Source organism: Mesorhizobium sp. B2-3-15 (assembly GCF_006442875.1).
Classification (GTDB): Bacteria; Pseudomonadota; Alphaproteobacteria; order Rhizobiales; family Rhizobiaceae; genus Mesorhizobium; species Mesorhizobium australicum.
The window spans coordinates 42,855-62,060 of sequence record NZ_VFVO01000011.1; the positions used below are offsets into that span (position 1 = coordinate 42,855).

The following is a 19,206-nucleotide window of genomic DNA, read 5'->3' on the forward strand; positions in this document are numbered from 1 at the left end:
AACACCATCAGCAGATCCAGATCACGGCGCGGAAAGCCGGCCTCAGCACGCGTCGCCGCTTCGTTGGCGGCTTGCAAGAATCTGAGTTGGTCTCGCGCCAATCGCGGGCCGCATGGTGGAGCCGGCGTTTCGCTTTGGCCTGCTTTCCGCCACCCGGGAGCCGTTCGCGGTTCGCGTAAAACCGCGACGTGCTCTACAGCACGTCGCGGCGAATCGGATTCGCCGACCTGCTGTAAGCTTCTGATTTTATGCATGTCGTTGTCCCGGAACCGAGGACTCTTCCGGGCGACATGCATTAGCCTCACGCCCAATGCTTGTGGTCGGCCACCGTGCGATGACGCGCCAGGATTTTTTCGGCCTTAGCGGGGGAACTCCAGCCCCATCTCGCGGTAGCGCTCGGGATCATCGCCCCAGTTCTCGCGCACTTTCACGAACAGGAACAGGTGCACCTTCTGTTCCAGTATGCCTGATATTTCCATCCGCGCGGCCTGCCCGATGGCGCGGATGGTCTCGCCCTTGTGGCCGAGCACGATCTTCTTCTGGCTGTCGCGCTCGACAAAGATGGTCTGGTCGATGCGCACCGAGCCGTCCTTTTTCTCTTCCCATTTCTCCGTTTCGATGTGCGAGGAATAGGGCAGTTCCTGATGCAGCCTGAGATAGAGTTTTTCGCGGGTGATCTCGGCAGCCAGCTGGCGCATCGGCAGGTCCGAAATCTGGTCTTCCGGATAGTACCAGGGGCCGGCCGGCAGCGCCTGCGCCAGATAGTCGAGGAGGTCCTTGCAGCCGGAACCGGTCAGCGCGGAGACCATGAAGGTGCGCTGGAACGGCACTTTCTCGTTCGCTGCCGCAGACAGGGCCAGCAGCGCCTCGTGCTTGACCCGATCGACCTTGTTGAGAATCAGCACCATCGGTTGGCGCACGTCCTTCAGCCGTTCGAGGATGGCATCAGCATCGCCCCTGATGCCGCGCTCGGCATCGATCAGCAGCAGCACGATGTCGGCGTCCTTGGCGCCTCCCCAGGCGGTGGTCACCATCGCGGTGTCGAGCCGCCGCTTGGGCTTGAAGATGCCCGGTGTGTCGACAAAGACGATCTGCGCGTTGTCGTGCGTGGCGATGCCGCGCACGATGGCGCGTGTCGTCTGCACCTTATGGGTGACGATCGAGACCTTGGCGCCGACCAGTTGGTTGACCAGCGTTGACTTGCCCGCGTTAGGCGCGCCGATCAGCGCAACGAAGCCGGAGTGCGTGACGGGAGCGGCTGCAGTGTCTTCGGCGGTCATGCCGCGCTCCCTTTATTGGCCCACACGCCTTCGCGCACGAGAAATGCCGAAGCCGCCGCTTCTTCGGCCGCCCTGCGGGAGCCGCCGGTACCGACGGAAGGTGCAAAGCCGCTAACCTGCAAAGAAATAGTGAAGACCGGCTGATGGTCGGGCCCTTCGCGTTTTTCGATCACATATTCGGGGCGCGCGTCACTCGTCTTGGCAATCCATTCCTGCAAATCGGATTTCGGATTACGTGGCTTCGTCACAACCGTGCTCGAACGTGGCTCCCAATAACGCAGAACGAACCGCCGCGCGGCGTCGATACCACCATCGAGATAAACTGCCGCGATTAGGGCTTCGACGGCATCAGCCAGATAATTTCCGCCGGAGCCGCGCGATCGCGTCTTCAAGGCGGCGTCGGCCCGGACCAGATTCTCCAGCTGCATCTCGATGCCGACTTCCGAGCATGTCTTTGCATCGACCAGCGCATTGAAACGGGGCGCGATTTCACCTTCCGGTGCATCAGGGAATTTCTCGAAAAGCATATCGGCGACGACAAGACCAAGCACGCGGTCGCCAAGGAATTCAAGACGCTGATTGTTGCTTGCCGCCTTGACCGCGCTGGAATGCGTCAAGGCGGTCTCAAGTAAGCGGATGTCCCTGAAAACATGGCCGGTCCTGGCCATCACCAAACCGGCCAGAGTCTCGCCTGTCGGGCGCTTCAAGGCCATCAGTTGACGAAGTGGAACAGGCGCGAAGCGCGCATCAGCGACGGCCATTTCCAGATTTCGAGCGGGCTAGCCTTGCCGGCGATCGAGAAGAAGACAAGGTTGGCGCGGCCGACCAGGTTCTCGGCCGGAACATAACCGACGGTGAAACGGCTGTCGGCGGAATTGTCCCTGTTGTCGCCCATCATGAAATAGTGGCCGGGGGGCACGTCGAATTCGCGGGTGTTGTCGCCAATCGAGTTCGGCGACAGGTCGAGCGTGTCATAGCTGACACCATCGGGCAGCGTCTCGCGATAGACGTCGATCGGATAATCCTTTTCCGTGATGTCGGGATTGTCGATCTGGCCCGTCTTGACGCGCGGCACGCCAACGCCATTGATGAAGACTTGGCCATCCTTCATCTGGATCTTGTCGCCGGGCAGGCCGATGACGCGCTTGATGTAGTCGACGGACGGATCAGGCGGGAACTTGAACACCACCACGTCGCCACGCTTGGGCTCGGAGCCCCAGATGCGGCCCGAGAAAATGTCCGGTCCAAAAGGCAGCGAATAGCGTGAATAGCCGTAGGACCATTTGGTGACGAACAGATAGTCGCCTTCCAGAAGCGTCGGCCGCATCGAGCCCGACGGGATCGAGAACGGTTGGAACAGCAGCGTGCGAATGACCAGGGCGAGCAAAAGCGCCTGGACGATGACGCTGACGGTTTCGCCAAGCCCGCCGGATTTCTTCTGAGATTTTTCAGCCACGCTCATGTCGTCCTCGATTGTGCGTTGGATGGTATAGAGTCTCGGCGCGCGCTGGGCAACGTCCATGCCGGTCGTCAGATGCAATCAATGTGGCGCTTCTTCGACCGGTAACGCCTCTATGATCACAAAGGCTTGAGCGAGCGGGAAATCATCCGTGATGGTGAGGTGGATCGCCGCCCGATGACCTTGAGGCAGGATCTTTTCCAGCCGCGCCAGCGCCCCGCCGGTCAGCGCCATCGTCGGCGCACCGCTGGGCAGGTTGACGACACCCATGTCACGCCAGAAGACCCCTTGTGCCAGACCAGTGCCCAGTGCCTTGGCGCACGCCTCCTTGGCGGCAAAGCGCTTGGCGTAGGAAGCTGCGCGGGCGCGCCGGTTCTCCGAACGCGCCTGTTCCACCTCGGTGTAGATCCTCTGGATGAAGCGCTGGCCGTGACGCTCAAGCGATTTCTCGATGCGTGTGATGTCGATCAGGTCGCTGCCGATGCCGATGATCATTGGGCGGCGGAACCGACGCTTCCGCCGGGATGAGGCGAATGCTCACGGCGTCTCGCGCGCTCGGCCAGCCGCTTGCGCCGCTGTTCGCGGAAGACATTCATGCCCCAGCGCGTGATGCCGTAGAACACCAGGCCGAACACCAGCCCGAGCGGCACCGCGCCGATCAGCATCGGCTCCAGGACGGGATGCCATAGTTTGGCGAAGGACAGCGTGTGCAGCATCTCGCCCAGATGCGCCGGCGGACCATGTGTCGGCAGGCGATCGTGCAGGATGAGCTTGCCGGTTTCCCAGGATGCGCCCCACAAGAGCGGAAAAGTCAGCGGATTGCCGAAGAATACGGCTCCCAGAGCGGCGGCCACCAGATTGCCGGCGATCACCCAACACAGAACGGCGGCAATGATGAAGTGGAAACCGACGGGGAAGAACGAAGCAAAGACACCCGCGGCGACGCCGGCCGCCACCGCATGCGGGGTGGCCTTCAGCCGCAGAATGCGCTTGGAGAAATATTGAAGCGAGCGCGAAAACGAACGGCGCGGCCACAGATAGGTACGCACCCGCTCGAAAAGGCCATCAGGCTTGCGGCGACGAAAAAGCACTCTCTTCCTATTCCCGACAGTTCACAGCTTACACGCCGGCTGTTTCCAGCCAGGCTTCGACCGCCACATCTTGCGCTTTACGGTCGCCAGAAGGCAATCGCGACTTTGATATAGCCATCCGCAAGCCCAACAACAACCGAAGGCCGTACGCTCAGCGTCCGCAGCGCCAGATTTTTGGTCAGATCCATCTTCTCCACATCGGACAATCGCGGCGAATTTGAGAAGTGGTTTCGGCTAATTGTCGCAGCCGGATGACCGATATGCGGCCAGGGGTTCCTGCCGGCTTCGACAAGGGCACCATCCGTGGCCGAGACGATATCCTTCCGGCGCGGTGCCTACTTCAGATATTCGCTGACCTCGACCAGATTGTCGTCGGGATCGCGGAAATAGACCGACATCATAGGTCCTCGCGCGCCGATGCGCTCAACCGGACCGACTTCGATGGCAACGCCGTCGGCCGCGAGGCCGGCCTGGATTTCGGCGAGAGGCACCGCCGACACGAGGCAGAAATCGCCAGAACCCGGCGTCGGCGTCCTTGCCTTTGGCTCGAAAGTGCGGCCGACTTCGTGCAGGTTGATCTTCTGCGAACCGAACAGAAGCGCTGTCGGCCGGTTCGGCTGATCCAGGCGCCGCATGCCAAGCACGCGCCGGTAGAAATCGCAAGTCGCTTCAACCGAGCGGACCGTCAGCACGAAATGGTCGATGCCGGCGATCATTTCGACCTCCCCGTCAGATGTTGCGGCTGCCCGGCTTGATGGCCGGGATGGCGGCAAGCTCCGGCGGCAACCTGTCCGGCGGATAGGCCGGAACTTCATATTCGGCAAGCGCGATCAACGGCACGCCGACATGGGTCTTGCCGGCCGAACGGTCGATGATGCAGGCGGCCGCGACCACCTCTGCGCCGACGTCGCGCAGGCAATCGATGGTTTCGCGGATCGACAGACCGGTGGTGACGATGTCCTCGACGATGACGACGCGGGCGCCTCGATCGATCTCGAAGCGGCGCAGGCGGAACTCGCCTCCTTCCCGCTCCACCCAGATCGCCGGCACGGCAAGGTGGCGCGAGGTTTCGTATGCCGGGATCAGGCCGCCGATCGCCGGCCCGACGACATAGTCGATCTTGCCTGGCACGGCGGCGCGGATCTTTTTGGCCAGCGCCTTGCACAGCCGCTCGGTCTTGTCGGCATGCATGAAGACGCGTGCCTTCTGCAGGAAAACTGGACTGCGCAGGCCCGACGTCAGGATAAAATGACCCTCGAGAACAGCGCCAGCCCCGCGGAATATGTCCAGCACTTCGTCGGTATTCATCTCGTCCCCCATGGTCGGCTATCGCTAGCCATTGACGCGCCGCGCATCGCTGACGCTCGAATTGTCCTTGAGCTGCGACAGCAGCCGGTTGAGATGCTTCAGGTCCCAGACTTCGAGGTCGATCAGCATTTCGGTGAAATCGGGCGCGGTGCGCACCATCGACAGCGTATGGATGTTGGCGTCGTTGGAGGCAACGACCTGGGCGATATCGGCAAGCGAACCCGGCGCGTTGATGGCGGTGACCGAGACGCGCGCGGGGAACCGTTCCTTGGTGCGCTCGTCGATGTCCCAGCGCACGTCGATCCAGCGCTCCGGCTGATCGTCGAAGGCCTGCAGCGCCGGAGACTGGATCGGGTAGATGGTGATGCCGGTGCCCGGCTGGACGATGCCGACGATACGATCGCCAGGGACCGCGCCTTCCGGCGCGAAGCGCACCGGCAGGTCGCCGCGCACGCCGCGGATCGGCACGGCGCCGGCGCCTGGCTGGTCCTTGTCCTTGCGCGCGGCCCGGCCAGGTATCTGGAACAGCATGCCTGCGGCGTTGCGGATCTTCGACCAGCCCTCCTCGCGCTGCTTGGGCGCTGCCGGCGTGACGCGCTCGTCCTTGTAGTCGGGGAACACCGCCTTCATGACATCGGTTGAGGCCAGTTCGCCGCGGCCCACGGATGCCAGCACATCCTCGATGTCCTTGCGTGCCAGCCTGTGCAGCACGGGCTTCAGGCTTTCCCTGGTGAAGGTCTTGCCGGCTCGTTCGAAGGCACGCTCCAGGATACGCGCGCCAAGGCCAGAATACTGCTTGCGGATCGCATTCTTGGTGGCGCGGCGGATGGCTGCGCGCGCCTTGCCGGTGACGACGACCGATTCCCATGCGGCTGGTGGCACCTGCGCTTTGGAGCGGATGATCTCGACTTCGTCGCCATTCTTCAGTTCCGTCATCAGCGGCATGATGCGGCCATTGACCTTGGCGCCGACGCAGGTGTCGCCGACATCGGTGTGGACCGCATAGGCGAAATCGATCGGCGTGGCGCCGCGCGGCAAGGCAATCAGCATGCCTTTCGGCGTGAAGCAGAACACCTGGTCCTGGAACAGCTCCAGCTTGGTGTTCTCGAGAAAATCCTCGGGATTGTCGCCCTCGGCCAACTGCTCGATGGTACGGCGCAGCCAAGCGTAGGCGTTGGTCTCCTTCGAGATCGCATGGCCGGCGCCGTTCGTCTTGCCGCCGGTGTCCTTGTAGATCGAATGGGCGGCGACGCCGTATTCGGCGATCTTGTTCATCTCGCGGGTGCGGATCTGCAGTTCGACGCGCTGGCGCGAAGGCCCGACGATGGTGGTGTGGATCGAACGGTAGTCGTTCTGCTTCGGGGTCGAGATGTAATCCTTGAAACGGCCGGGCACCATCGACCAAGTGGTGTGGATGGCACCCAGCGCGCGATAGCAGTCCTCGACGCTGTCAACGACAACACGGAAGCCGAAAATGTCGGACAGCTGCTCGAAGGACAGCGCCTTGGCCTCCATCTTGCGGAACACCGACCATGGCTTCTTCTGCCGGCTCTTCACGCCGGCGTTGATGGCGTGCTTTTCAAACAGGGCCGACAGCGCCTTTTCAATGTCGGTCAGCACGCCCTTGTTGCGCTCGAATATCTCGGCGAGCCGCGCGGTGACGGCCCGGTAGGCTTCCGGATTGATGAAGCGGAAGGCGATCTCTTCCAGCTCCTCGCGCATGCCTTGCATGCCCATGCGCCCGGCCAGCGGCGCGTAGATATCCATCGTCTCCTCGGCGATGCGCAGGCGTTTGGCCTCGGGCATGTGATCGAGGGTGCGCATGTTGTGCAAACGGTCGGCGAGCTTGACCAGCAGCACGCGAACATCTTCCGAGATCGCCAGCAAAAGCTTGCGCAGGTTCTCCGCCTGCTCGGCCTTCTTGGAGACGAGGTCGAGTTTCTTGAGCTTGGTCAGGCCCTCGACCAGCTTGCCCATTTCGGGGCCGAACAGATCGTCGATCTCGGCCCGCGTCGCCGTCGTGTCCTCGATGGTGTCGTGCAGCAGGGCGACGGCGATGGTCGCCTCGTCCATGTGCATCTCGGTGAGGATGGCGGCGACTTCGAGCGGATGCGAGAAATAGGGATCGCCGGAAGCGCGCTTCTGGTGGCCATGCTTCTGCATGGCGTAGACATAGGCCTTGTTGAGCAACGCCTCGTTGACGTCAGGCTTGTAGCGCTGGACGCGCTCGACAAGCTCATACTGACGCATCATGGGCTAAATCTCTCGGCGATGAAATGAATCATGCGCCGCACTGTTGTACGGCGCATGCCGGTACCAACTGTCGCAAATACCAGATTCACGCATTATGCCAAGTGCGGCCAAAACTGCATCTGGTATTTGCGACAGTTGGTACTAGATAGCCACGAAACCGCCGGGACGGAAGTGCCGGAACGGAGGCTTAGTAGTCGTCGCTCTTTTCCGGGGGCACCAGGCCTTCGATGCCAGCCAGGAGATCTTCCTCGGTCATCCGGTCGAAGGTGACGTTCTCCTCGGCGTCGTCGGCTTCGGCGGCCGCAACAGCGCCGCCGGTCTGATCAGCGATCACTTCGCCATCGGCTTCGGGCTCGTCGACCTCGACATGCTTCTGCAGCGAATGGATCAGATCTTCCTTGAGATCATCGGGCGACAGCGTCTCGTCGGCGATCTCGCGCAGTGCGATGACGGGGTTCTTGTCGTTGTCGCGCGGGACGGTGATCTGCGCGCCCTGGCTGATCTGACGGGCGCGGTGGCCGGCCAGAAGCACCAGCTCGAAGCGGTTGTCGACCTTGTCGATGCAATCTTCAACGGTTACGCGGGCCATGGACTGCCCCTTTCATGCCTGGATTTAATGGAAAACAGGCGCGGTCCATAACCCGAACGGCGCCAAAATACAAGCATCATGGCAATGCGGGCCCACAGGGCACTCAATCTCAATATCGAACTCCCGATCTAGCAAAGCAGCCGGGTCCAGGGTTCGGCGCCACGATCACAATTGCTTGCAGTGCGCCACATGCCCTTGGATTGCCACCAAACTGGCGTTATCTCGATTGGTCCAAGGTCGGCCGGTTATTAGAGCCTGACCGATAGTCGCTACCGCATTTCGTTTAGACGGCCGTTTTTTCGAAAAGGATTATTTCCATGTTCGACCCTCGTGAAAAAATCGCCCTGTTCATCGACGGCGCCAATCTCTACGCCACATCGCGCGCGCTCGGGTTCGACATCGATTATCGCAAGCTCCTGGCGAGCTTTCACAAGCGCGGTTACCTGTTGCGCGCCTACTATTACACCGCGCTGGTCGAGGACCAGGAATACTCCTCGATCCGGCCACTGATCGACTGGCTCGACTATAACGGGTTCAAGGTGGTCACCAAGCCGGCCAAGGAATTCACCGACTCGACCGGCCGCCGCAAGATCAAGGGCAATATGGACATCGAGCTTACCGTCGATGCCCTGGAACTCGCCGATGTCGTCGACCACTATGTCATATTCTCCGGAGACGGTGATTTCCGAACGCTGGTCGAAGCGCTGCAACGGCGTGGCCGCAAGGTGTCGATCGTCTCGACCATGGCCTCGCAACCTCCGATGATCTCAGACGACCTGCGCCGGCAGGCCGACCATTTCATCGACCTGGCGACGCTGAAGAACGAAGTCGGCCGCGATCCCTCCGAACGACCGGCACGGCGGCCCGAACCGGCTGAAGTCGACGAGGACGACTACTGAGGCCGGTCGACTTGACCGCCCCTTCACTTTCCGAACCCAGCCGCGATTGCCCGCTCTGCCCGCGGCTGCATGATTTCATCGCCGAATGGCGGCAGCGCGAGCCGTCATGGTTCAACGCGCCGGTGCCGACCTTCCTGCCACTGGGTGGCGAAGATACCGTCCAGCTTCTGATCGTTGGTCTGGCGCCTGGCCTGCGCGGCGCCAACCGCACCGGGCGCCCCTTTACCGGCGACTATGCCGGCGACCTGCTCTATTCGACACTGATTGCCCACAACTTCGCACGCGGCGAGTTCAAGGCGCGGCCCGATGATGGGCTGGAACTCCTCGGCACTGCGATCACCAACGCGGTGCGCTGCGTGCCGCCGGAGAACAAGCCGGTCGGTGCCGAGATCGCCACCTGCCGGACATTCCTGGTGCCGACGATCGCTCGCTTTCCCAACCTGCGCGCCGTGCTGGCGCTGGGATCGATCGCGCACCAGTCGACCGTGCGGGCACTGGGCGGGCGCGTCGCCGCCTATCCGTTCAAACATGGCGGCCAGTTGGAAGCCGGCGGCATCATGCTGTTTTCGAGCTACCATTGCTCGCGCTACAACACCAATACCGGTGTGTTGACCGAAGACATGTTCGTGAGGGTATTTGGCGAGATCGCGGCATTCCTGAAGAACTGAGCTCTCGGATACCGTGCGGTCTGCGGTGCCTGCTCACACCGGCAGCAAGGCATCCGGCTTCACGTCGCCGATCGAGGCATAGGTATGTGTCTCCTTCACCCCCGGCAGCGGCAGGATGACGCGTTTGAGAAAGTCCTGATAGTCGGCCATCTCGGCAATGCGGGCCTTCACGAGATAGTCGAAGCCGCCGACGACCATGTGGCATTCCAGAACCTCGGGCGCCTTTGCCACCGCCTCGGCGAAGCGGTCAAAGATATGCGGGGCCGCGTGATCGAGCCGCACCTCGATGAAGACAAGCATGCCGCGGCCAATCTTTGCCGGATTGAGCACCGCCCTGACGGCGGTGATGAACCCGTCGCGAAACAGGCGTTTCACGCGCTGGCTGGCCCCGGTTGGTGACAGGCCGACGCGCGCTGCCAGGTCGAGCGTGGTGCGGCGCCCATCTTCCTGCAGCAGTCGCAGAAGACTGCGGTCGACGGCGTCCAGGTCGACTGGTTCAGGATTCACGTTCAAGCCCTCTTATTTGCGTGAATTACACTTCAAATTGTAAAAAACAGCGTATTTTGTCGCGACCATTTCGACCATAGGCTGCGCTTCATCGCAAGGTCGGGGCTGTCTCCTCCTGGCGGCATGAACATGCGGCGGAACTGACATGGCGGACGGACGAGACACGGGAGACACAAGACTGGCGGTGATCGCCGGCCTTGTCATGATCGCCATCTATGCGGCGCAGTTCGTCGCCGCCCGCTTCAGCCTCAGGGAGCATCTGACGGCCACCGACATGGCCAGCCTGCGCTTTGCAGGTGCCGGCGCGGTGTTCCTGCCGATCGTCTGGAGACGCGGCCTGGCGACCATGAAGGCGCTGGGCTGGCGGCGTGGACTGACGTTGGCTGCACTGGCCGGATTGCCCTATCCGCTGATCATCAACTGGGGTCTAACCCACGCGCCCGCCGCCCATGCCGCGGCGCTCTGCCCGGCCTCGATCGTGTTCTTCTCGTTCCTATTGTCGCTGTTCAGGGAAAGCGCGTCGCGTCGGCGGATCATCGGCGTCGTTACGATCATCGCCGGCTTGTTGCTGTTCATAGCGCCGGCGCGCACCGGCGCCAGCGATGTCCTGTTCGGGGACCTGCTGTTTATCGGATCGGGCGCGATGTTTTCCACATATGCCGTTCTTGTGCAGCGATGGCGTGTCGACCCGGTCACGGCGACCGCGAGCGTCGTGCTTTTGTCCTGCCTGCCGCTGCCACTTCTTTATGTCTTTGCGCCAAGCGGCCTCCATGCCGCCGCAGGCGCCGAAATCGCCAGCCAGATCGTCATTCAAGGTCTTCTCGCGGGCGCTGCGGCAATGTTCCTCTACACTTACATTGTCGACCGATTGGGCTCACAGGCTGCATCGCTGTTCCTGCCGGGTGTGCCGGTCGCCACCGTGATGGTCGGCATGGTCGTGCTTGGCGAGACCCCGCTGGCTATCCAATGCGTGGCCATCGCCATCATGGCCGCCGGGATGGGTTATTCGGCGATGGGTCGACGCAGCACCAGGGAAAATCTGGCTGTCTCGACATCAGCTGGATCGTGAATGGTTTGAGGGGCATGGCAGGCTGCCGAAGAACCGGACCGGGCATCGGATCGGGCCTGTTCATCAAGGTGTGGAGGCGAGCAGCGCGGCCAACTTCTCCGGCCCGCCCTGCAAAACGTTCAGATCGACGTCCCCCTCGATGCCGTTCACGCGCCCCCTGTTGTGGTACTGCCAGTAGATCCAGTCACGGCGGTCCGGTTCCATGAGCAGTGAGCGTAGCCAGAGTGGGCGAGCGGCGATTTGCCCGGCATAAGCGGCCTCGGCTTCATCCGTAAGATAGACGATCGCCGGCTTGCCGAATGCCGCCTCGACAGGTCCGAGGAAGGCCTGGAGTTCGGCATTCAACTGTTCGGGCGACGGACGCCGCGGACAGTTGCCGCCGAACTCGATGTCGACCACGGGCGGCAGCAGCGGCTGATCGTGCGGCACCACCGAGATGAAATTCCTCGCCTGGTCGGCGCCCGGCCGGCAGAAGGTGAAGAAATGATAGGCGCCGACGGCGAGTCCGGCGGCGCGGGCCTCGCGCAGATTGCCGGCGAAGGCGTCGTCGACATGGTCGCCGCCTTCAGTCGCCTTGATGACGACGAAAGCCACATCATCGGCGGCAACACGCCGCCAGTCGATCCGGCCCTGATGATGGGAGACGTCGATGCCCCTGACCGGATATCGGTCGCGATCGGGAGAGTAGGTGCGGAAATAGGCCACTCCTCCCACAGCAATGACACATGCCAGGGCAAGACTGGCCGCGCCCCAGAGAACAATCCGCTTCTTCAAGACCACCCCTGTTGGACTTGCCGGTTGTTCGGCGTTGAAAACCAGACCGTTGGCTTTGCAGGCTATCTCCCGATCACCCGCGTTCCTTCAGCAGCCGGCCTTTTTCGCGCGACCAGTCGCGTTGCTTTTCGGTCTCGCGCTTGTCGTGCAGTTTCTTGCCGCGGCCGACGGCAAGCAGCAGCTTGGCGCGTCCCTGGTCGTTGAAATAGATTTTCAGCGGCACCAGGGTCATGCCTTCGCGGTCCACGCTCTGCGACAGCTTGGCCATTTCGCGCTTGTTGAGCAGCAGTTTGCGGCGGCGGCGCGGCTCGTGGTTGAAGCGGTTGGCCTGCAGATATTCGGGCAGATAGGAATTGATCAGCCAGATCTCGCCGCCTTCGACCGAGGCATAGCTGTCCTGGATGTTGGCTTGGCCCTGACGCAGCGACTTGACCTCGGTTCCGGTCAGCACAAGGCCGGCCTCGATCGTGTCGAGCACCTCATAGGAAAACCGCGCCTTGCGGTTTTCGGCAACGGTCTTGTTGTTGGGATCGGCTTTTCTGACTTGGTTCATGAGGTCTAGAGTCCGTTTCGAAACCCGCTCCCGCGAGTCAGATGATGGTGCTACCGAGAACCGGAGCGGAGCGTACATATAGTACGGGAACACCGGAAGCGCAGGTGGCGCCTTCAGATGATCGCGGGAGCAGACTTCCCAAACGGCTCGCTAATTGATCAAGCCGGCGTGCTTCATGGCCGCATCGATCCTCTCGGCCGTTGCCGGTTCAACAGTCACCAGCGGCGAACGCAGCACGTTCTCGACCTTGCCCAGCTTCGACAGTGCATATTTCGCGCCGGACACGCCGGGCTCGATAAAGATCGCCTTGTGCAGCGGCAAGAGACGGTCCTGCAGCTCCAGCGCCTTCGCACTGTCGCCCGAAAGCGTTGCTTCCTGGAATTCGGCGCAGAGCCGCGGCGCGACGTTCGAGGTCACTGAGATGCAGCCGACACCACCATGCGCGTTGAAACCGAGCGCGGAAGCGTCCTCACCCGAAAGCTGGATAAAATCCTTGCCACAGGTCATGCGCTGCTCCGACACGCGCTCGACCTTGCCGGTGGCGTCCTTGACGCCGACGATGTTCTTGAAGTCGTGCGCCAGCCGGCCCATCGTCTCCGGCATCATGTCGATGACCGAACGCGGCGGAATGTTGTAGATGATGATCGGCAGCTTGGTCGCCCGGGCGACAGCGGCGAAATGCTCGTAGAGGCCGCGCTGTGTCGGCTTGTTGTAATAGGGCGTTACGACCAGGGCAGCATCGGCGCCGGCCTTTTCGGCATACTGCACGAGCCCGACGGCTTCCTCGGTGTTGTTGGAACCGGCGCCGGCAACAACCGGGGCGCGGCCCTTGGCCACCTCGATGCAGACCTTGACGACGTGGCGATGCTCGTCATGCGACAGCGTAGGCGACTCGCCCGTTGTGCCGACAGGAACCAGGCCTGTCGTGCCCTCGCCAAGCTGCCAGTCGACGAACGCGCGAAAGGCTTTCTCGTCGAAACGCCCGCTCTTTTCGAACGGTGTCACGAGCGCGGTAAGCGAGCCTCTCAGCATGTCGTCCAACTCCTTGGGACTTCTCGGTTCACGCATGTCGCTGTCCCAAAACCGGTATCCACTTTTGGGCGCCATGCATCGGTGTTTCGTGGTGCGCGCCTTCTAACCGAAAGCGAAGCCGCGCACCATAGTCTCGACATTGTTGCGCGGCAAGCATTGCCATGGTGCCAGCAAGCGTAATTCGAACGGCCTCGATAACCCTTTGTTTACGAGCCCTTCACGACCTAAGTTTAGGCTTCAAGGCTTCTTCGCCCGCTGGTAAAATGCTGGATTAAGGAAAGACACGCGATCATGCCGACCAGTCGGCCCCATCTCTTCGCGCTGCTTGGCGCCGTCGCCGCGCTGATGCCCGGCGTGGCGATCAGCGGCAGCGTCGATGTGCGGGTCACCTCGGCCATCCCGGTGCCTGGTGTACAGGACAAGGCGCAACAGGCCCCCTCACCCAGCGTCGCACAGTTGAAAAGTGGGCTGGATGCGCTGGCGGCCGGCGATATTGCCGGCGCGCGCGGCGTGCGTGATGCACTGCCCGCACAATCGCTCGACCAGCACATATTGGCTTGGGCGATCGCGCTTTACGGCGGAGACAAGGTTCCAAGCGGCGACATCGCGGCGGCCGCGAAGATGCTGCCCAACTGGCCGGGCACCGTTACCCTGCGCAAGAACAGCGAGCGCGCGCTCTACCGCGAAAACCCGGCGGCGGATGTCGTCGTCAAGGCATTCGACGGCAGCCAGCCGCAGACATTCGAAGGCGTGATGGTTCTCGCGCGCGCCTATGTGTCGTCCGGCAACGCCAAGGCGGCGCGATCGGTGCTGTCGCCGTTCTGGCGCACCGCGATCCTGGAAGCCAAGGACGAGACGGCTCTGATCAAGGAGTTCGGCAGCCTTGTTCCTGCCGCCGACCACCGTTTTCGCATGGAGCGCATGTTCTATGCCGACCGGGTGAATTCCGCCTTGCGTGTCGCCGGCCTCGCCGGCGCCCAGCAGCTTGCCGACGCCTGGGCGGCGGCCGACAGGGGCGACAAGAATGCCGCCAAACTGCTGAAGGCCGTGCCGGCGGCGCAGCGTTCGGCCGGCTATTTCTTCGCGCAGGCCGAGTATCTGCGCAAGCAGCAGGATTTTGCGGGCGCCGCGGCGGTTGTCATGAAGGCGCCGGCGGACCGTGACTCCCTGGTCGATCCGGATGCCTGGTGGGTCGAACGCCGGGTGCTGTCGCGCGCCTATTACTGGCTCGGCCGCGCGGCGGAAGTCGGAGGCCCCGGCAATGCCAAGGACTATTTTGGGCGTGCGGCGACCTACGGCACCACGTTTTACGGCCAGCTCGCCGCCGAACGTGTCGGCCGGCAGGCGCTCAACATCGTCTATCCCCAGCCAAGTGCCGCCGACAGGCGGAGCTTTGCCGGCCGCGAGGCCGTCTCCGCCATCAAGCGCCTGCAGGAGGCGGGCTACGACCGCTATGCCGAAACGCTCTACCGCGACCTTGCCGGCCAGTTGACCAGTCCGGGTGAACTGGCGCTGCTCGCCATCCTGGCGGAAAAGCAGGACAACCATTTCATGGCGCTGAAAATCGGCAAGATCGCCGGAGCGCGGGGCATCGACGTCGGAGCGCTGTCGCATCCGCTCGGCGTCATCCCCGATTCGGCCAATATTTCCGGTTCCGGCAAGGCGCTGGCCTACGCGGTCGCCCGCCAGGAAAGCGAATTCAATATCGGGGCCATATCCAGTGCCGGCGCGCGCGGGCTGCTGCAGCTGATGCCGGCAACCGCCAGGCAATTGGCGAAGAAGGCTGGATTGCAGTTTTCGCAGACCAGGCTGACAACCGACGCCGCCTATAATGCAACGCTTGCTTCGGCCTTCCTCGGCGAACAGCTGGATCGCTTCAACGGCTCGTACGTATTGACCTTCGCGGGCTACAATGCCGGCCCGGCCCGGGCCGGCCAGTGGGTGGCGAAATATGGTGACCCGCGCGGCAAGGACATCGATGCGGTGGTGGACTGGATCGAACGGATTCCCTACACGGAAACAAGAAGTTACGTGCAGCGCGTGATGGAGAATTACGAGGTCTACAAGATGCGTATCTCCGGCAAGTACGACATCGTCGGCGATCTCGTGAACGGGCGGAGTTGAAGTTTTTGCTCTTCCTTCGTGAGGAGAAGGAGGAGCCTTTCCCATTTGACCCCTCCTGCGCTCCGTCTATAGCAGACGTGGACGATCCCTTCGGCTAAGGAGCCCGTCCCATGTCGAGCAACCCAGGCTTCTCCGACTTCTTCTATGCCGCGCCAGATGGGCTGAGACTTCACGCGCGCGTCTATGGCGAAGCGAATTCCGCACATTGGCCGGTCGTCTGCCTGCCTGGCCTGACACGTAATGCGCGGGATTTTCACGAGCTGGCGCTCTATCTCTCAACGCGATCCGCCTTGGCGCGCAAGGTCATCGCCTTCGACTATCGCGGACGCGGACAGTCGGCCTACGATCCCGATGTCAGTCACTATAATGTCGGAGTCGAGGCGGGGGACATCCTTGCCGGGCTGACGGCGCTCGGCATCGAACAGGCGGCCTTCATTGGCACCTCGCGCGGCGGGCTGATCATCCATGTGCTTGGCGCGATGCAGCCGGCGGCACTGAAAGCCGTCGTGCTCAACGACATCGGGCCAGTGATCGAAGCCGCCGGCCTTGCCCATATCCTCACCTATCTTGATCCCACGCCAAAACCGAAGAGCCGTGCCAAGACTGTCGATGCCCAGCGCGACACGCATGGCGGCGACTTTCCCGCCCTCGCTTCGGCGGATTGGGAGCGGATGGCGTCAGCGCTCTATCGCGAGACGGATCAGGGGCTGATGCCGGATTTCGACCCGAGGCTGGTTGAAACGCTCGCCGCCCTCGACCTAAGCAAGAAACTGCCGGATTCGTGGGCGCAATTCGAGGCGCTGGCCGCCATGCCTATGCTGGTCATACGCGGCGCCAACTCGAGACTTTTCTCCGTCGAGACGCTTGAAGAAATGAAGAAGCGCCACCCAAACCTCGAGGCGATCACGGTCGAGGGCCAAGGCCACGCGCCTTTCCTCGAGACCGGCAGCCTGCCCAGCGCCGTTGCTGTCTTTCTCGATCGCGCCGAGAGGCAATAAGCGGCAAATAAGCCCCAAGACCAGATCAGATCCCGGGGCTGTTACGGCAGCAAAGGCAAGCTGTCGGAACTACTTGGCCTTGGAGCTTTTGCGGGTCGCTTTTGGCGACGCCTTCGCCGAAGCGCCCTCATCCGCCTGCTTCCGCTTCGCCGACGGCGTCGTCACCGGCGACGAAAACAGAGAGCTTTCCGCGTTGCCGGCCGGTTGCTCGCCGCGAGGCTTCTCCAGCACGACAACGCAGCCATCGAGATCATTGGTGGCCAGATGCGCGTAGCGCATGGTCATCGACAAGGTCTGATGGCCAAGCCACATCTGCACGCGGCGGATGTCGATGCCGCCCTGGACAAGACGCGAAGCGCAGGTGTGGCGCAGGATGTGCGGCACGACCTGGTCGTCGGCGCCGAGCCCGACTTCCGCCTTGGCATCGTTCCAGATGGCGCGGAATTGTGCCTGGCTGAGCTTGGTGAACGGGCCCTTGGGTCGGCGTCCTTCGGCCGGCGGCAGCTTGATGACCTCCTTGACCCGTTCGGTCATCGGAATGGTCCGGCTGCGGCCGGATTTGGTGATCCAGAAGGAGACGCGATGTTCCTGGATATCGTTCCAGATCAGCCCGAGCGCCTCGCCGAGGCGGCATCCGGTGTCGACCAGGAAGACGGAAAGCCGGTAAGCATCCTCGCTGCGGCTCTTGATAGCGGCAAACAGCCTTGCCTCTTCCTCCCTCTCGAGGAAACGAATTCGTCCCGCCCGCTCCTTCTGGCGGCGAAACTCGGGCAGGCTGTGGATATCTCCCATCTTGTAAGCCTTGCGCAGCAGTTTGCTGAGAGCAGCCATCTTTCGATTGATGGTCGCGTTGCTGTTGCCGCGCTGGCGCAAGGTGCCGATAAGGTTGTCCAGGGTACTCTGGTCAAAGGCGCTGAAACGCTCCCCAAGGAGGATCTCGTCTATCTCGCCGATGAAGGAGCTGACATTATATTTATGTCGCCCATCATCCCACAATATGTCTCGATAAGCTGAAAAAAGCTCTCCGACCCGGTATGACTTTACTTCTCTTATCTTGTTATATGTGTAGTTGATCTTCGAGTTCTGAGAAGAAAACGTCGAAAACTGATCAGAGGGGTATCCCTCTTGAATCGCTTCGTTGGTCATTATCCGTCACTCCCCCGAGTGGATTGGAATCAGCCCTATCCGCTTGGGAGCGTCCTTTCAAGAGATTAAATCACGCAGTTGTGATCTCACCCGCCCACCGCGGATCCCACGAGACCAAGCCTACGGATCTGTTCAGCTACCGATTCCCCCTTTTCCTTCGTTTGCGTTGACCCAGTCACGAAACAAAAACAGCCCGGGCGTTTGTGCGCCCGGGCTGGATTTCATCTGTAAGGAACCAGCCCTTAGAAAGAGCGTTGGAAGCGGAGGATACCGGCGACGTTGCTCTTCTTGGTCGCACCGACCCAGCCTTGCGACAGGTCGTCAGCACCGCCGACGTTCTGGTAATCGACTTCGGCCGTGACCGTGAAGCCAGGAACAACGTCATAGGCGATGTTCGCAGCGATGCCGAGGTTCTTCCAGTCATCATACGAGATCTGAGCGTTGAACGAGGTCTTCTCGTTGAACTTGTAGGTGCCACCGCCCCACACTGCCCAGTTGCCGCCCCACTGCTTGTAGAAGCCGCGGCCGGTACCGAAGTCGTTGAGGTTGTCGTCCGAGCCATAGCCGCCCATGATCCAGAGCGACAGCTCGTTGGAGACGTTGACGTCCAAACGAACCTTGCCGGCAACTTCTTCGTAGTTGCTGTCATAGGAAACGACGCCGGTGAGAGCGCCCCAGCCCTGGGTCCACTTCAGACCGCCGACAACATGCGGAACGTAGCTGTCGATGGTATCGGCACCTGCGCCTTCTTCCAGCGAGACCACAGCCGAGAAGCCGTTGCCGGCGTCAAAGTAGTACTGAACGACGTTGGTGTCGAAATTGCCGTAGGGGACGATCGTGTCCTCAATGACGTTGCCGGCGTAGCCGATGAACGTATCGAAGGCCGATTCATCCTTACCAACGCGGAGACCACCAAGCTGGATCCAGGCGAAATTCAGCGAAACGCCCTTGTTGTGCGCCTCGAACGTGCCAGTCTGCGGGAAGTCATAGTCGCCATAGTTGTTGCCGAAGTTGAAGCGGGTCTCGGTATAGGTCTTCAACGTGCCGAGTTCGGTTTCCTGGCCGGTCCAGGTCTTCAGCGTGAAGCGGGCGTTCTTCCAGTAGGTGTCGTGATCGCCATCGCCCATATGGTCCGGAACGTTCTGGGCGCCACCGAATGCGCCGGCATCACCCACGCCGATGTCGTAGCGGACATAGCCGCCGATGCGCAGGCAGGTCTCGGTGCCGGGGATGTAGAAGTAGCCAGCGCCGTAGACGTCGCAAATCTTGACGTATTCAGCGGGCTCCGGCTCGGCGACGACGACGGCGTCGGCGGCGCGCGCACCGGAAACTGCGATCAGGGCCGCAGCGGAGCCGAGAAGAAGGCTCTTGATGTTCATTTTCTGACCTCCAGTCAGAATCGAACCGAATGACGGCCCTATCAACGCCAGTTTAGGCATCAACTAACTGAGATAAT

20 protein-coding genes are annotated in these 19,206 nt (G+C 61.9%); 5 read left to right on the forward strand and 15 right to left on the reverse strand.

Translation table 11 applies throughout. The features are described 5' to 3' along the window. Positions 1-359 precede the first annotated feature (359 nt). The 9 genes from era to rpoZ form a co-directional block, all read right to left on the reverse strand. Positions 360-1,280, reverse strand: coding sequence for a GTPase Era (era, locus tag FJ954_RS21775; protein ID WP_015318573.1), 921 nt, complete (start codon positions 1,278-1,280; stop codon positions 360-362). After that, a complete protein-coding gene (gene rnc, locus FJ954_RS21780; RefSeq protein WP_140663269.1) occupies positions 1,277-1,993 on the reverse strand; it encodes a ribonuclease III in 717 nt (238 codons plus the stop codon). Before rnc ends, era begins: the two co-directional genes overlap by 4 nt. Further along, on the reverse strand, positions 1,993-2,742 hold the full coding sequence (lepB, locus tag FJ954_RS21785) for a signal peptidase I (protein WP_027144187.1): 750 nt from the start codon (positions 2,740-2,742) through the stop codon (positions 1,993-1,995). The genes rnc and lepB overlap by 1 nt, the downstream gene beginning before the upstream one ends. 78 nt (positions 2,743-2,820) lie before the next feature. Then, complete coding sequence (acpS, locus tag FJ954_RS21790) at positions 2,821-3,234, reverse strand: holo-ACP synthase (RefSeq protein WP_015318576.1); 414 nt, start codon at positions 3,232-3,234, stop codon at positions 2,821-2,823. After that, the gene (locus FJ954_RS21795; RefSeq protein ID WP_015318577.1) at positions 3,231-3,830 is read right to left on the reverse strand and encodes a DUF2062 domain-containing protein; all 600 of its coding nucleotides are present in this window, start codon (positions 3,828-3,830) and stop codon (positions 3,231-3,233) included. Before FJ954_RS21795 ends, acpS begins: the two co-directional genes overlap by 4 nt. Before the next feature lie 335 nt (positions 3,831-4,165). Further along, the gene (locus FJ954_RS21800; protein ID WP_015318578.1) at positions 4,166-4,546 is read right to left on the reverse strand and encodes a VOC family protein; all 381 of its coding nucleotides are present in this window, start codon (positions 4,544-4,546) and stop codon (positions 4,166-4,168) included. Between the two features lie 13 nt (positions 4,547-4,559). Continuing rightward, positions 4,560-5,138, reverse strand: a complete 579-nt coding sequence (pyrE, locus tag FJ954_RS21805; RefSeq protein ID WP_140663087.1) for an orotate phosphoribosyltransferase — start codon at positions 5,136-5,138, stop codon at positions 4,560-4,562. A gap of 24 nt (positions 5,139-5,162) precedes the next feature. Further along, positions 5,163-7,391 carry a bifunctional (p)ppGpp synthetase/guanosine-3',5'-bis(diphosphate) 3'-pyrophosphohydrolase gene (locus FJ954_RS21810; RefSeq protein ID WP_023771627.1) on the reverse strand — a complete coding sequence of 743 codons (2,229 nt, stop codon included), beginning with the start codon at positions 7,389-7,391 and terminating at the stop codon, positions 5,163-5,165. A gap of 187 nt (positions 7,392-7,578) precedes the next feature. Further along, positions 7,579-7,980 (reverse strand): DNA-directed RNA polymerase subunit omega, encoded by a 402-nt coding sequence (gene rpoZ, locus FJ954_RS21815; RefSeq protein WP_015318581.1) that lies wholly within the window; start codon positions 7,978-7,980, stop codon positions 7,579-7,581. Positions 7,981-8,297: 317 nt separating this feature from the next. Here rpoZ and FJ954_RS21820 point away from each other — a divergent pair, with 317 nt between their 5' ends. Then, on the forward strand, positions 8,298-8,879 hold the full coding sequence (locus FJ954_RS21820) for an NYN domain-containing protein (RefSeq protein ID WP_015318582.1): 582 nt from the start codon (positions 8,298-8,300) through the stop codon (positions 8,877-8,879). A gap of 11 nt (positions 8,880-8,890) precedes the next feature. Continuing rightward, complete coding sequence (locus tag FJ954_RS21825; protein ID WP_140663089.1) at positions 8,891-9,547, forward strand: uracil-DNA glycosylase; 657 nt, start codon at positions 8,891-8,893, stop codon at positions 9,545-9,547. A gap of 33 nt (positions 9,548-9,580) precedes the next feature. Here FJ954_RS21825 and FJ954_RS21830 read toward each other — a convergent pair whose 3' ends face one another. Then, positions 9,581-10,054 carry an Lrp/AsnC ligand binding domain-containing protein gene (locus FJ954_RS21830; RefSeq protein WP_015318584.1) on the reverse strand — a complete coding sequence of 158 codons (474 nt, stop codon included), beginning with the start codon at positions 10,052-10,054 and terminating at the stop codon, positions 9,581-9,583. Between the two features lie 145 nt (positions 10,055-10,199). Here FJ954_RS21830 and FJ954_RS21835 point away from each other — a divergent pair, with 145 nt between their 5' ends. Continuing rightward, positions 10,200-11,123 carry a DMT family transporter gene (locus tag FJ954_RS21835; RefSeq protein WP_140663091.1) on the forward strand — a complete coding sequence of 308 codons (924 nt, stop codon included), beginning with the start codon at positions 10,200-10,202 and terminating at the stop codon, positions 11,121-11,123. A gap of 63 nt (positions 11,124-11,186) precedes the next feature. Here the strand turns inward: FJ954_RS21835 and FJ954_RS21840 are convergent, their stop codons facing one another. The 3 genes from FJ954_RS21840 to dapA all read right to left on the reverse strand — a co-directional run bounded on the left by FJ954_RS21840 (position 11,187) and on the right by dapA (position 13,482). Continuing rightward, positions 11,187-11,897 (reverse strand): GH25 family lysozyme, encoded by a 711-nt coding sequence (locus FJ954_RS21840; RefSeq protein ID WP_140663093.1) that lies wholly within the window; start codon positions 11,895-11,897, stop codon positions 11,187-11,189. Positions 11,898-11,970: 73 nt separating this feature from the next. Then, positions 11,971-12,450, reverse strand: coding sequence for an SsrA-binding protein SmpB (gene smpB / locus FJ954_RS21845; RefSeq protein ID WP_006202221.1), 480 nt, complete (start codon positions 12,448-12,450; stop codon positions 11,971-11,973). A gap of 150 nt (positions 12,451-12,600) precedes the next feature. Beyond that, positions 12,601-13,482 carry a 4-hydroxy-tetrahydrodipicolinate synthase gene (gene dapA / locus FJ954_RS21850; protein ID WP_140663271.1) on the reverse strand — a complete coding sequence of 294 codons (882 nt, stop codon included), beginning with the start codon at positions 13,480-13,482 and terminating at the stop codon, positions 12,601-12,603. A 291-nt stretch (positions 13,483-13,773) separates the two neighbouring features. On the opposite strand from dapA, the gene FJ954_RS21855 reads away from it, so the two are divergent. Then, complete coding sequence (locus FJ954_RS21855; RefSeq protein ID WP_140663095.1) at positions 13,774-15,606, forward strand: lytic transglycosylase domain-containing protein; 1,833 nt, start codon at positions 13,774-13,776, stop codon at positions 15,604-15,606. A 110-nt stretch (positions 15,607-15,716) separates the two neighbouring features. Further along, positions 15,717-16,604, forward strand: coding sequence for an alpha/beta hydrolase (locus FJ954_RS21860; protein WP_140663097.1), 888 nt, complete (start codon positions 15,717-15,719; stop codon positions 16,602-16,604). A gap of 69 nt (positions 16,605-16,673) precedes the next feature. On the opposite strand, the gene FJ954_RS21865 is transcribed toward FJ954_RS21860, so the two are convergent. Continuing rightward, positions 16,674-17,750: a site-specific integrase gene (locus tag FJ954_RS21865; protein ID WP_181177887.1), complete on the reverse strand. Its 1,077-nt coding sequence runs from the start codon at positions 17,748-17,750 to the stop codon at positions 16,674-16,676. 242 nt (positions 17,751-17,992) lie between these two features. Beyond that, positions 17,993-19,129: a porin gene (locus FJ954_RS21870; RefSeq protein ID WP_015318589.1), complete on the reverse strand. Its 1,137-nt coding sequence runs from the start codon at positions 19,127-19,129 to the stop codon at positions 17,993-17,995. Between the last annotated feature and the right edge of the window lie 77 nt (positions 19,130-19,206).